A 13,675-nucleotide genomic window follows, 5' to 3' on the forward strand; every position below is an offset into this window, starting at 1 on the left:
TGGTATACTAAAAATTGAAATGTAGTAGATTGGATTTATAGCACGGCCTGCTATGAATTTTATCCACCATGAACATTCAGCATGTATAGAGCATGCTGTTTCATGGTGGATTTTTTATTTTATAAACCTATTTCACACGGACACCTGGCAATCACTGTTTCATTAAATCTAATCATCAACTCGTTATTTTATTCGTTATTCATCCTAAATAGGATCCTGTGAACATATAAGTCTCTTAGAACAAAAGGAGGAAATTACCTTGACCAAAATTAATATCAATGGCGTACCGTATGATGCAGCAGAAGGAGCAACCATCCTGGATACCATTAATCAAAACGGCATCCCTCATCCGCAAATCTGCCATGTACCCTCTGTTGATCCTATCCAAACTTGTGATACATGTATCGTTGAAGTCAATGGCGAACTTGTTCGTTCTTGTTCCACAAAAGCTGTAGACGGTATGAACGTTCAGCTGAATTCCGAAAAGGCGAAAGCTGCGCAAACCGAAGCTATGGACCGTATACTCGAAAATCATTTACTCTACTGCACTGTATGTGACAACAATAACGGCAACTGTAAATTACATAACACGGCAGAACTCATGGAAATTGAACATCAAAAATATCCCTACAAACCAAAAGTGGAACCCCATGAAGTCGATATGTCACATCCATTTTATCGATATGATCCGAACCAATGTATCGCATGCGGGCAATGTGTAGAAGTATGCCAAAGCTTGCAAGTGAACGAAACGTTATCCATTGACTGGGAAGCCGAAAGACCACGAGTGATCTGGGATGAAGGCGTTGCGATCAACGATTCTTCCTGTGTAAGCTGCGGACAATGTGTTACCGTCTGTCCATGTAACGCACTAATGGAGAAAACAATGCTTGGTGAAGCCGGTTTTATGACTGGACTGAAACAAGATATGCTTGATCCGATGATCGATTTGATTAAGGAAGTTGAACCTGGGTACAGCGGTATCTTTGCTGTTTCTGAGGTCGAAGCTGCCATGCGCAGTAAACGCACGAAAAAAACAAAGACCGTATGTACTTTCTGTGGTGTAGGCTGCTCATTTGAAGTATGGACCAAAGATCGAAAAATCCTAAAAGTCCAACCTTCTGACGGTCCTGTAAATGCAGTATCTACTTGTGTCAAAGGGAAATTCGGTTGGGACTTCGTGAACTCCGAAGAACGGATTACGAAACCACTAATTCGCAAAAACAATGAATTTGTTGAGGCATCATGGGATGAAGCGCTAGATCTGATTGCATCTAGACTTGGCGGTATTCAAAAAGAATACGGTACAGGTTCTGTCGGATTTATCTCCTCTTCCAAAATTACAAACGAAGAAAACTACTTGATTCAAAAAATGGCTCGTCAATTGTTTGAAACGAACGATGTCGATAACTGTTCACGCTATTGCCAGTCTCCTGCTACCGACGGACTCATGCGTACCGTAGGTATGGGTGGAGATGCAGGAACGATTAAAGATATCGCAAAGGCTGGTCTTGTCATCATTGTTGGGGCAAACCCGGCAGAAGGTCACCCTGTATTAGCGACTCGAGTCAAACGTGCCCATAAATTACACGGTCAAAAATTAATTGTTTCCGATATCCGTAAACATGAAATGGCTGAGCGTTCTGACATCTTCATGCGTCCAAAACAAGGCACAGACCAAGTATGGCTCATGGCTGTTACCAAATACATCATTGATCAAGGTTGGCATGACGAATCTTTCATTCAAGAGAACGTGAATTTCTATGATGACTTTAAATCCGTACTTGATAAATACACTCTGGAATATGCAGAACAACAGACTGGGATTTCAAAAGAAACACTGATTCAAGTGGCCGAAATGATTCGTGATGCAGACGGAACCTGTGTGCTTTGGGGAATGGGTGTTACTCAAAATACAGGAGGTTCCTACACATCCGCAGCGATTTCTAATCTACTTCTTGCTACCGGTAACTATCGCCGTCCTGGTGCAGGAGCCTACCCGCTTCGTGGTCATAACAATGTGCAAGGTGCTTGTGACATGGGTACACTTCCGAATCTGCTGCCGGGTTATCAAAAAGTAACGAATGATGCAGAACGTGAGAAATTTGAAAAAGCATATGGTGTAAAAATCAAGCCAGAGCCAGGTCGTACAAACATGCAAATGTTAGATGCGATTATGGAAGGTAAGATGAAAGCTATGTATCTTGTAGGCGAAGATATGGCTCTAGTGGACTGTGATGCAAACCACGTAGATCAAGTGCTTTCACAGCTCGAATTTTTTGTTGTACAAGACATCTTCCTATCACGTACAGCACAATACGCAGATGTGATTCTGCCAGCAGCGCCATCGCTTGAAAAAGAAGGTACGTTCACCAATACAGAACGCCGTGTACAGCGTCTCTATCAAGTACTGCCAACACTCGGTGAATCTAAAGCCGATTGGGAGATTCTTCAGGCCGTCGCTCGCCGCTTAGGTGCGGATTGGAATTACAGCCATCCAAGTGAAATTTTCGATGAAATGGCCAGCCTGTCTCCGATCTTCGCTGAAGCAAACTATGATGTTCTTGCAGATTGGGGCAGCTTCTGCTGGGGTAGTCTGGACGGAAAAGATACACCTCTGCTCTATGAAGATGGGTTTAACTTCCCGGATAAAAAAGCACGTTTCGCTTTACATGATTGGGTACAGCCTGTTGAATATGAAGCACAGTATGACTGCCTAATTAACAATGGTCGTATGCTTGAACACTTTCATGAAGGAAATATGACGAATAAATCCAAAGGGATTCAGTCGAAAGTACCTGAGATTTTTGTGGAAGTATCACCTGAACTCGCCAAAGAACGCGGTATTGAAGATGGAGCCCTGCTTCGTCTCGTATCACCGTACGGCGCATTAAAACTTAATGCCCTAATAACCGATCGGGTCCAAGGAAATGAATTATTCCTACCAATGAACTCGGTCAGCAAAGATTCAGCAATCAACTTCTTAACCGGACCGGCTGCAGATATCAATACATCTACACCGGCTTACAAACAAACAAAAGTACGTGTGGAAATACTGAAGCCAAAAGGAAAAAATCCGCTGCCTAGAACAAATCCGCGTTATAAGAAACGTCATCCACAAAATGGCGTTGAAGTCGAGCGTAAATGGAACCGTCCTGGATACGTACACTTAACAACGACTAACGAAGGGAAGTGATGGTATGGCTGCGCCAATTACAACGATAAGAAAACAACAAGTGACAGAAGAACAACTTAAGGAAGAGAAGTTAGAAAATTTAAAACAGCTTCTTTCTGAAAATGAAGAAATGGTGAATCAAGTTTTTTCGATCATGGCTGATTTGAATGATATGGGAGCACTAGAAGCAGCGGGAAAACTACTAGAAGCAAAAGAAGATGTCGCAAAAATTGCCCTTGGTCAAATGACTCGTAAACCTGTTACAAATATCATCAATAACTTAATGGGTGCTGCTGGAGCGCTGTCTGAAGTCGAACCGGAAACAACAGCGAAGCTGATTAACAGCTTAACTACAGGCCTAGATGAAGCAAATAAGGCTATTGAATCAGATGAAAAGATTAGTGCCTTCAAACTTTTAAAACTATTAAATGATCCCGATGTCAATCGCTCTTTAAATTTTGGAATCCACTTTTTAAAAGGACTTGGCAAAGGCTTAAAATAAGAAGGTGGTTTCTTACATGCTGACAAATGAACAAATTTTACAAACATTAAAGAACATTAATGACCCGGAACTTCATCAAAGTATCGTTGACCTAAATATGGTTCGGAATATAAAGGTTGACGGTACGCATGTCACGCTGGACGTTATTTTAACTATTCAAGGTTGCCCGCTAAAAGCAAAGATACAGCAGGATATTGAACAGGCACTAAAAGAAATTGGTGCATCCAGCGTTTCGATTACGTTTGGTTCCATGACAGATGAAGAACGCCGAAATATAACCTCTTCATTAAAAACACAAAATGCTACGGAACAAGGTATGCCGAAGATGCTTCTGCCTGAGTCTGGGGTTACGTTCATTGCAGTGACGAGCGGTAAAGGCGGTGTCGGTAAGTCTACGGTTACGATTAACTTAGCCGCAGCACTTGCCCGGCTTGGGAAACGTGTAGGGATTTTAGATGCAGATATTTATGGATTTAGTATCCCTGCGATGATGAAGATTGGCCAAAAGCCAACCATGATTGACCAAACCGCGATTCCTGTTATAAGTCATGGGGTAAAAGTGATGTCGATGGGCTTCTTTGCAGAAGATAACCAGCCTGTCATGTGGCGCGGCCCGATGCTGAACAAGTGGATTCGTAATTTCCTTACGAACACCCATTGGGGTGAGCTCGATTATCTTTTGCTCGATTTACCTCCCGGTACAGGAGATGTCGCCATTGATGTGGCAGCTATGATTCCGCAAGCGCAGGAGATTATAGTGACCACTCCTCACTACGCTGCTTCCCATGTCGCTTCTCGTGCAGGAGTTATGGCGCAGCATACCAAACATTCGATTCTTGGTGTGGTTGAGAACATGGCCTACTTTGAATCGAACGGTGAAAAGAACTACCTACTGGGTCAAGGCGGTGCCGAGAAATTAGCAGAAGAGCTTCATTCCCATATCATTGCTCAGGTACCTTTTGCTCAACCTGAAGAAAACACAGGCTCCTCCGTCTATGATGAGGATTCTGTGATCGGTGAAGTATTCACCCATCTTGCAGAGGAACTTATTTATCAATAGTAAAAGAAAGCTAAAACCCCTGGCTCTTTAATGAGTCAGGGGTTTAGTTTTATATGTATGTTAATCTCTTTTTTCATATGCTTCATTAATAAATGGTGTTATATCCGCTAACTCCTTAACCCAATCTAACTTTATAAAAACTTCATGCGCTTTTTCATCAATTTGATTTTGATTTCTTTTATAAGTTTGATTTAATTTCTTATCTACTTCTTGTTGAATCCTAAGTCCATGTTTATCTGCTTTATCGCCAACATGCAGTACTATTGCTGGATCGCCTCTAAGAATCATCAGAGTTGCAAATTTATTCGTTTCACTACCATCCGATCTTTTCTTCTTATATCCATAAGTGAATTCCTTTTCCGCAACCTTGCGAACTCCTGATAGCTGAGTAGTTAAATACGCATCTACTGCCAAACCTCTGAACTCAATTGTTTCGAATGCTTTATTTATGTTATTACTTGATGGCAAAATGAACAATCCCCTAACTACTTTTAAATTATGTAAACCTATTTTTAAAATTACTGTATATGTTGCTTAAAAACTTTATGCTCCCCTCCTGCTTTGATCAGTCAGTGTCCACCGTTGTGTCTCCTATGCAAAAACCACTTCTTAATAGAATGATTAAGAAGTGGTCATTTCACAACAGTGATTGCAACACCAAACTCGATCTATTAAGACGACACTCTGTAAGGCAATGACATTCAAAAGTCTGGTTATTTACAATTATCAAGCAAATAACGCACAGAAAAATTTCAAATAAACTTTACAGTAAGCGTTTTCAGTTAGTGACAAAAATTAATTTGATTGTAAACTATTTGAAATGATTATATCATATAGTTGGATACTGGTCAAATTTACAATGTATCCCAAATAAGATGCGGGTAATCCATGGATGCACCCGATCGAAAAAACAAGGAGGATTTTCATTAATGTCAAAACGGTTTCGCAAAATGCTCGCGTTCCTCTGTTGCCTGGTAATGACGACGTCGCTAATGCCTGTCAGCTTTGCCGCCGAAAATGACAACATCGAGTACGCAGAAGCGAATGAAACGCCTACCGCCCTTTTCGGAACTCCCGAACTCGGGTCGAACGACCCGCTGTGGTCACAGACAAAAAAGTATCCCATCAACAAAAGCACTATCCCCGGCGATTCTAGACCTCATGCCACGGGCACAGCCCAAATCCTCTGGGACAACGAATACCTTTATTCCCGCGTAGTTGTAGAAGACAGCAATGTATATCAGGGATCCGGTCCGAATCATACATACGACAGCCTTGAGTTTTACGTCGGCCCAGGGTCCAGCGGTTCAAACCAATGGCGCGTTAGTACAACGGGTGTCTTTTCAGGGCAGTCCGATACAAACAGAGCTGCATGGACCAAATTTACGGATACGGGATACATCGTGGAGATGAGAATCCCAAAAAGAAACCTAACACTTCAGCCAGGCAAGCTTACCTTCGAAGTTTATATCAATAACTCATCTGAAATTGGCGGGGATCGCTATGAAGTTGTTTCCGCTTTCGGTGATCCAGACACAGGTTTTAATAGTGATGCTGCATTTACAGACAGCCTAGAGCTCATTGAGGCCAGTGAACTGGATGACAGACACTCCATCACCCTCTTGACGGATACGGGCGGACAAATAATGCCGAACGCACCCGGCAATGTTCTACGGGTCACTCCTGGCTCAGAAAAAACATTCACACTCATTCCAAATAACGGAAAAATTGTAGACAACGTAACGGTAAATGGCGAGTCTGCAACTATATCCAGCGATAATACTTTTTCTGTAACAGATATTCAGACTGATCTTAACATTCATGCGACATTTAAAGATGATTCAGCTGCAGATCAGCTTCCCTTTATCGTATGGAACGACAACTTTGCTAGAGGCGAGTACACCACGGCTGTCATCATTGACTTAGGCGAAGGGAAAGAAGCAGTAGGCTCCGAACTTCATCCAGGTCTGTTTACCATATCAGCCAGGGACACAACCTTTAGCGGTGACTCAGTGGTTTTTGAAGGAACACGCAAAATCGCAAGAGTATACGCCAACAACGAACCAAAAGTGCGCGGCTATCTTGGAAAACCACACAAATCACCGGATTATCAGGACGGTCTGGAAAGTGGCCGTTACATCGTAGCTGAGCTTGAGTTTTATACAGAAGTCGGCGGGAATACAACGCTGGATGGAAGTAACTCAACAAAGCAAAATTACAACATTGTTCAAAAGGACACTATCAAGTTAACTGAAGGCGATTCACTTAGCTACACTGTCTTCAAACAAGAAAAAGTTGTAAACCCGATCCTTGACAAATTCACAACACATACAAATAATTCGGTCAATTATGCACTCTATCTTCATAAGAATAACGATGGTGAAGAGCTGAAAGGAATGCCGCTATATGTCTATACCCACGGCTTTTCTCGCGGCGGCACACAGGCACATATCGACCAAAAAGCATCCATGAAATCCGCTAACGGTTCGGTTGCTCTAATGAAGAAAATGGAGAAGGATCCTGACAAATATGCCAGTCATATTCTGAATATTTCCTATAGTGACGGTTCTGCTCCGCAAGTAGGCAATATTAAGGCGATTATCGACGACATGATTGCCAGCGGGTTAGTTGATCCGAACCGTATTTACGCGTCGGGCTTCTCAATGGGCGGCGGGGTTACGAGCAACTTAATTAATACCTTCCCTGGATTTTTCGCAGCAGCTGCACCTTTGGGAATTTCATCTGGATGGCCGGTAGCGAGCAAAAACGAAGCTCACAAAGATTTGGCCTACTGGTTATTTGTTAACACTTATGATTCTGGAGCGAATAACGTTGATAACATTTCCAAAGATATTTCAGATTTAACTAATACAAGAGCTTCTCGTTTTGATAGCAATGAGGCTCTTACTTGGCCATACAATCAGTATGATCAACCAAGCCAAAGACCAAATCTAGAAAACGACCCTCCACTGCTTCGCTATATAGCACACGAAGTAGAAGCAGCGGTTCTTTACAATGAGATTACTATGGAGAATCCGTTTACTAAGACGACTTGGAGCATGGCTCCAATAGCACAGTCCCCTAATTTACCCTCTTGGGATAATGACTACACAGACGTCTTTGATTGGATGTTCTCACAGAGTAAACAAATGGTACTGCCAGATGCTCCAACCGCATCATATGGAACTCCTGAGCTTGGATCGAACGACCCACTATGGTCCAAAACAAAGGAGTATCCTATTAATAAAAGTACGGTTCCTGGCGATTCTAGACCTCACGCCACCGGCACAGCCAGAATCCTTTGGGACAATGACTACCTGTATTCCCGCGTAGTTGTACAGGATAGCAATGTGTATCAGGGACCAGGCGGGGATCATACGTACGATAGCTTAGAGTTTTATGTCGGCCCAGGATCCAATGGTTCTAACCAATGGCGTGTTAGTTCAACAGGCATATACTCAGGACAGTCCCATACGGACAGAGCTGCGTGGACCCAAATTACAGAAACTGGATACATCGTAGAGATGAGAATTCCAAAAAGAGACCTGATCTTAGAGCCAGGCAAGTTTACCTTCGATATTTACATTAATAACTCGAGTGAAAAAGGCGCGGATCGCTATGAAGTCGTTTCCGCTTTTGGAGATCCGGACACGGGTTATGGCAGCGATGCTGCATTTAGAGACAGCTTGAGGCTTATTGAAGCCGATGAAGTAGATACTAGATTCTCCATCTCCATCCAGGCGGATACGGGCGGCAACATATCGCCAAACGCACCCGGCAATGTTCTGAGAATGGAAAAAGGCGAAGATATTACTTTTACGATTACCCCTAATCAAGGCAATATTGTTGATACTGTAACGGTTGATGGCAAAGCTGTGAATATATCCAGCGATAATACTTTCTCTTTAACCAATATTAGTGCTGACCATGAGATTCGTGTCACGTTCAAAGATGATCCAGCCGCTGATCAACTTCCTTTTATCGTATGGAATGACAACTTTGCTAGCGGCGAGTACACAACAGCAGTCATTATTGACTTAGGCGAAGGAAATGAAGCATTAGGTTCCAAACTTCAAGCAGGCTTGTTTAACGTATCGGCAAAGAACACAACCTTGGTCGGTGACCAGTTGGTCTTTGAAGGAACACGCAAGATCTCAAGAGTATACGCCAACGACGAACCGAAAGTGCGCGGTTATGTTGGGAAAGTAAGCAATTCACCGGATTATCAAGCCGGACTGGATAGCGGCCGTTACATCGTAATTGAGCTTGAGTTTTATACAGAAGCCGGCGGTAGAACAACGCTGGACGGAACCAGTAACTCGACAAAGCAAAATTACAACATTGTTCAAAAAGGCGATATCGTGCTGACGAAAGGTGATTCGCTTAATAACGCCGTCTTTAAACAGACAAATGTTGTGAATCCAATCCTCGACAAGTTTACAACACATACGAATGATTCATTCAATTACGCCCTCTACCTTCACGAGGATGGAAAAGGCGAAGTACTGCAAGGAATGCCGCTATATGTGTATACGCACGGGATGTCGCGAGGCGGCACACAGTCAAAAATCGATCAAAAAGCATCTATGAAATCTGCTAACGGTTCGGTTGCCTTGATGAAGAATATGGAGAAAAATCCTAGTAAATACGCTAGCCATATTTTGAATATTTCCTATAATGGGACTTCCACTCCAAAAACAGACGATGTTAAGAAAGTGATCGACAACTTAGTGGCAGAAGGATTAGTAGATCCTAACCGTATTTACGTTGCTGGCTTTTCATGGGGCGGCGCGTATACGAATACCTTAATTAACACATATCCTGGCTTCTTCGCAGCAGGTGCACCTATGGCCCCGGTATTCGGCTCACCGGAAGCAAGTGTAAATGAAGCTCATAAAGATCTCGCCTATTGGATATTTGTAAATGCTCATAATGTGGGAGGATACCAGACTAACCTCAATAACTTCATAAATAACAATATGCCGAAAATGACTAATGCAAGGGCTTCTCGTTTCGAGAGCAATGAGGCTCTTACTTGGCCATACAACCAATATGATCAGCCAAGTCAAAGACCAAATCCGAATAATACTCCTCCCCTGCTCGACTATATTGCGCATGAAGTAGAAGCGGCCGTTCTCTACAACCAGATTACGATGGGGAATTGGAGCATAGCTCCAACAGCACAGTCTTCTAACTTACCATCTTGGAACAACGACTACTCAGAAGTCTTTGATTGGATGTTCTCACAGCGTAAATCAGGTGTGCCTGATGCTCCAAGCAGCTTCACAGCGGCGGCGGGCGACAAACAGGTTACACTGAAATGGACTGCTCCAGCAAACGACGGAGGCAGCGCGATATCGGGCTATAAAGTCTGGTACGGTGACAAGACACCAATCACCGTGGATAAGTCGACGTATGAGTACACTTTTACAGGTCTGACCAATGACCAAGAATACACCTTCAAGATCGTAGCAGTAAGTTCCAAGGGCGACAGTGCGGAGAAAAGTGTGGCAGCGACACCGAAGCACACTCCTACTCAAAATCCAAATCCGTCACCTACACCGACTCCAAATCCGACACCTTCGAATCCAAATGTGCCTAAACCTTCAGGAGACAACACCAGCAATACTGGCACTGGGGCAGACACGGGTTCTTCTAAGCCGACCTACACATTGAACACACCGAAAGATAAGCCTGCAGTCACAGACAAAAATGGCATCACTACCCTTCCTGGTGGCGGTGAAATTGTGACTAAGAGCGGAACAAAGATTGAGGTACCAAAAGGCACAACGATAGACTCGAAAGGTAAGGTCGTGATAGGATCTGCCGGCGCGAGTGTTGGCTTAGATAACGGCGTATCGTTGAACATTCAAAAGGGCACGGAGCTTGTGCTCAATGACGATACTGCACTAGGCTTCAACGTCGTATCAGGTAACCCTTTCAATGATGTACACAATGGCAACTGGTTCTACAGCCATGTAAACTTCGCCTACACATTTAATCTTTTCAACGGAACAACGTCCACGACGTTCTCACCGGAAACTGCTATGACGCGTGCGATGTTTGTGCAGGCACTAGCCAACCTCGAGAACGTAAACCGCTCGGGCAGCGCAAGTTCCCGCTTTAATGACGTGCCGAAGGATCAGTGGTACACCGCGGCAGTCGAGTGGGCAGCCGAAAAAGGCATAGTCAGCGGTATAGGTGCAGACCAATTTAAACCCAATTCAACGGTATCACGTGAGCAAATGCTTGTGATCCTGTACAATTACATGAAGTACAAAGGCTTTGAGATACCGAAAAGCCAATCTACGTCCTTCGCAGACGAGAATGAGATCAGCTCATGGGCACTCGAGGCTGTTCAGGCACTGCAGGGCATGGGCATTGTATCAGGCAAGCCGGGCAACCTCTTTGACCACAACGCCAACGCAACCCGCGCCGAAGTAGCCACCATCTTTGCAAGGTTCGTCGAGTATCTCGCTAAGTAAAAACGCAAGCAGAAAAATACAGACCCCTCCGGCTATGACGAGGATTCTGTGATCGGTGAAGTATTTACTCAGCTTGCAGAGGAACATATTTATTAATCAAGTGTAAGACCCCTGGCTCTGTAATGAGTCAGGGGTCTTATGCGTAATTTATAAGCCTTCAGCACACTTTTAGCAAGGTTATTGTCTTGTAGAGCTTCATCTTCGAGAATCTCTACACTCTTTATGCCGAGGTACGCTCCATTCTTCATCTTTTTTGTAGCAGTAACTTTAAAATAAGGATCGTCATCAAAATGATGATTCACCATAACTAGTTTTTTATCACTTTTTGCCTTTTTCCAACTTTTTATTCCTAGATACTTTGCTAAAGGATCCACTTTATCTTCTTTTTCCAAAGTTATTGTATTTGATTTATTTAACGCTTCAAGTAACACTTTTTGTAAAGTCTCTTCACTACAATTCCATTCCAACTCGGTAACCTCTCCGTACTCTGTTAAAAAACCGTTTAGTAGAATTTGATGAGATAATATAAACTGTTTTTCGTTATTACTGTAAATTTGTGCTGATTTCAAAAACATGGATATACACTCCTTATTATGACTAATATGCCTTAATAGTTCGAAAGATGAAAGTACAACTCATCAAGTAATTTATAAGATTATTAATCATTAAAAAGAAAGAGGCATCTCAATAGTTCAGAGAACTATTGAGATGCCTCGATTAAAATGTGGCTACTTCGATGTATTGGAGCAACAAGGTTTAAACCTTGTTATTACATCATGCCGCCCATTCCACCCATGCCGCCCATGTCTGGACCTGCAGGAGCTGCTGGTTCTGGTTTGTCAGCGATAACTGCTTCCGTAGTAAGGAACATAGCTGCGATAGATGCAGCGTGTTGCAATGCGGAACGAGTTACTTTCGCTGGGTCAACGATACCTGCGTCGATCATGTTTACCCATTGACCATTAGCAGCGTTAAATCCTACGCCAACTTCTTCGCGTTTCAGACGGTCCACGATTACGGAACCTTCTTCACCAGCGTTAGCAGCGATTGTACGGATTGGAGCTTCCAGTGCGCGAAGAACGATGTTCACGCCCGTTTGCTCGTCTCCTTCAAGTTTCTCACCTACTGCAGCTACAGCGCCATATACGTTCACAAGAGCTGTACCACCACCGGATACGATACCTTCTTCTACTGCTGCACGAGTTGCGTTCAGTGCATCTTCGATACGAAGTTTACGTTCTTTCAGCTCAGTTTCAGATGCTGCACCAACTTTGATAACAGCTACGCCGCCAGCAAGTTTAGCAAGACGCTCTTGCAATTTTTCTTTGTCGAACTCGGAAGTTGTTTCTTCGAGTTGGGAACGAATTTGTTTTACGCGAGCATCAATGTCTTCTTTGCTTCCTGCACCGTCAACGATGATTGTATTTTCTTTTGTAACACGTACTTGACGAGCAGTACCCAGTTGATCAATTGTAGCGGATTTCAGATCAAGTCCGAGTTCCTCAGTGATCACTTGGCCGCCAGTCAGAGCAGCGATATCTTGCAGCATTGCTTTACGACGGTCACCAAATCCAGGAGCTTTAACTGCTACTGCATTAAATGTTCCGCGCAGTTTGTTCACTATCAGCATCGCTTGCGCTTCGCCTTCGATATCTTCAGCGATCAACAGAAGCGGTTTGCTTTGTTGAACGATTTTTTCAAGAACAGGCAAGATTTCTTGCGTGTTTGTAATTTTTTTATCCGTGATCAGAATGTATGGGTTGTCTAGGACAGCTTCCATTTTATCTGTATCTGTAATCATGTATGGAGAAATGTATCCGCGGTCGAATTGCATACCTTCAACCACTTCAAGTTCAGTTTCGAATCCACGGGATTCTTCAACAGTGATAACACCATCGTTACCCACTTTTTCCATTGCTTCAGCGATCAGTTCGCCTACTTCTTCGTCAGCTGCGGAAATAGCAGCAACTTGTGCGATGGATTGTTTGTTTTCAACTGGTTTGGAGATTTTGTGAAGTTCTTCAACAGCAGCACGAACCGCTTTGTCGATCCCTTTACGGATACCGATTGGGCTTGCACCTGCAGTTACGTTTTTCAAACCTTCTGTAATAAGGGCTTGAGCAAGAACTGTAGCTGTTGTCGTACCGTCACCAGCAACATCGTTTGTTTTTGTAGCTACTTCTTTAACGAGTTGAGCACCCATGTTCTCGAATGCATCTTCAAGTTCGATTTCTTTTGCGATCGTCACACCATCATTCGTGATGAGGGGGCTGCCAAATTTTTTCTCAAGAACAACGTTACGTCCTTTAGGTCCGAGTGTTACTTTTACTGCGTTTGCCAAAGCGTCCACACCACGAAGCATGGAACGACGTGCGTCTTCACTGAATTTAATATCTTTAGCCATAGTGATAAAACCTCCTAATATATTATGAAATCAACGATTCAATTCATAT

7 protein-coding genes are annotated in these 13,675 nt (G+C 43.3%); 4 read left to right on the forward strand and 3 right to left on the reverse strand.

Going from position 1 to position 13,675, the window contains the following annotated elements; translation table 11 throughout:
• The first annotated feature begins 259 nt into the window (after positions 1-259).
• From fdhF to GQY27_RS04390, 3 genes are read left to right on the forward strand one after another with little or no spacing between them, the layout of a single operon-like run.
• Complete coding sequence (gene fdhF / locus GQY27_RS04380) at positions 260-3,196, forward strand: formate dehydrogenase subunit alpha (RefSeq protein WP_160032298.1); 2,937 nt, start codon at positions 260-262, stop codon at positions 3,194-3,196.
• Between the two features lie 4 nt (positions 3,197-3,200).
• On the forward strand, positions 3,201-3,677 hold the full coding sequence (locus GQY27_RS04385) for a helical membrane plugin domain-containing protein (RefSeq protein WP_160032299.1): 477 nt from the start codon (positions 3,201-3,203) through the stop codon (positions 3,675-3,677).
• 16 nt (positions 3,678-3,693) lie between these two features.
• Positions 3,694-4,737, forward strand: a complete 1,044-nt coding sequence (locus tag GQY27_RS04390) for a P-loop NTPase (RefSeq protein WP_160032300.1) — start codon at positions 3,694-3,696, stop codon at positions 4,735-4,737.
• A 60-nt stretch (positions 4,738-4,797) separates the two neighbouring features.
• Here GQY27_RS04390 and GQY27_RS04395 read toward each other — a convergent pair whose 3' ends face one another.
• Positions 4,798-5,205, reverse strand: a complete 408-nt coding sequence (locus tag GQY27_RS04395; protein WP_160032301.1) for a hypothetical protein — start codon at positions 5,203-5,205, stop codon at positions 4,798-4,800.
• 461 nt (positions 5,206-5,666) lie between these two features.
• Here GQY27_RS04395 and GQY27_RS04400 point away from each other — a divergent pair, with 461 nt between their 5' ends.
• Entirely contained in the window at positions 5,667-11,222 is a 5,556-nt protein-coding gene (locus tag GQY27_RS04400) for an S-layer homology domain-containing protein (protein WP_160032302.1), read from the forward strand.
• Between the two features lie 92 nt (positions 11,223-11,314).
• Here the strand turns inward: GQY27_RS04400 and GQY27_RS04405 are convergent, their stop codons facing one another.
• The gene (locus tag GQY27_RS04405; RefSeq protein WP_160032303.1) at positions 11,315-11,797 is read right to left on the reverse strand and encodes a hypothetical protein; all 483 of its coding nucleotides are present in this window, start codon (positions 11,795-11,797) and stop codon (positions 11,315-11,317) included.
• A gap of 194 nt (positions 11,798-11,991) precedes the next feature.
• Positions 11,992-13,626 (reverse strand): chaperonin GroEL, encoded by a 1,635-nt coding sequence (groL, locus tag GQY27_RS04410; protein ID WP_160032304.1) that lies wholly within the window; start codon positions 13,624-13,626, stop codon positions 11,992-11,994.
• Positions 13,627-13,675 lie beyond the last annotated feature (49 nt).

This window comes from Paenibacillus sp. An7 (assembly GCF_009870785.1).
GTDB lineage: Bacteria > Bacillota > Bacilli > Paenibacillales > Paenibacillaceae > Paenibacillus.

Bases quoted from the DNA above. Each gene is read 5' to 3' on its own strand.
- GQY27_RS04385 (WP_160032299.1), top strand. From the start codon at position 3,201: ATGGCTGCGCCAATTACAACGATAAGAAAACAACAAGTGACAGAAGAA.
- GQY27_RS04390 (WP_160032300.1), top strand. From the start codon at position 3,694: ATGCTGACAAATGAACAAATTTTACAAACATTAAAGAACATTAATGAC.
- GQY27_RS04400 (WP_160032302.1), top strand. From the start codon at position 5,667: ATGTCAAAACGGTTTCGCAAAATGCTCGCGTTCCTCTGTTGCCTGGTA.
- GQY27_RS04405 (WP_160032303.1), bottom strand. From the start codon at position 11,797: ATGTTTTTGAAATCAGCACAAATTTACAGTAATAACGAAAAACAGTTT.
- groL (WP_160032304.1), bottom strand. From the start codon at position 13,626: ATGGCTAAAGATATTAAATTCAGTGAAGACGCACGTCGTTCCATGCTT.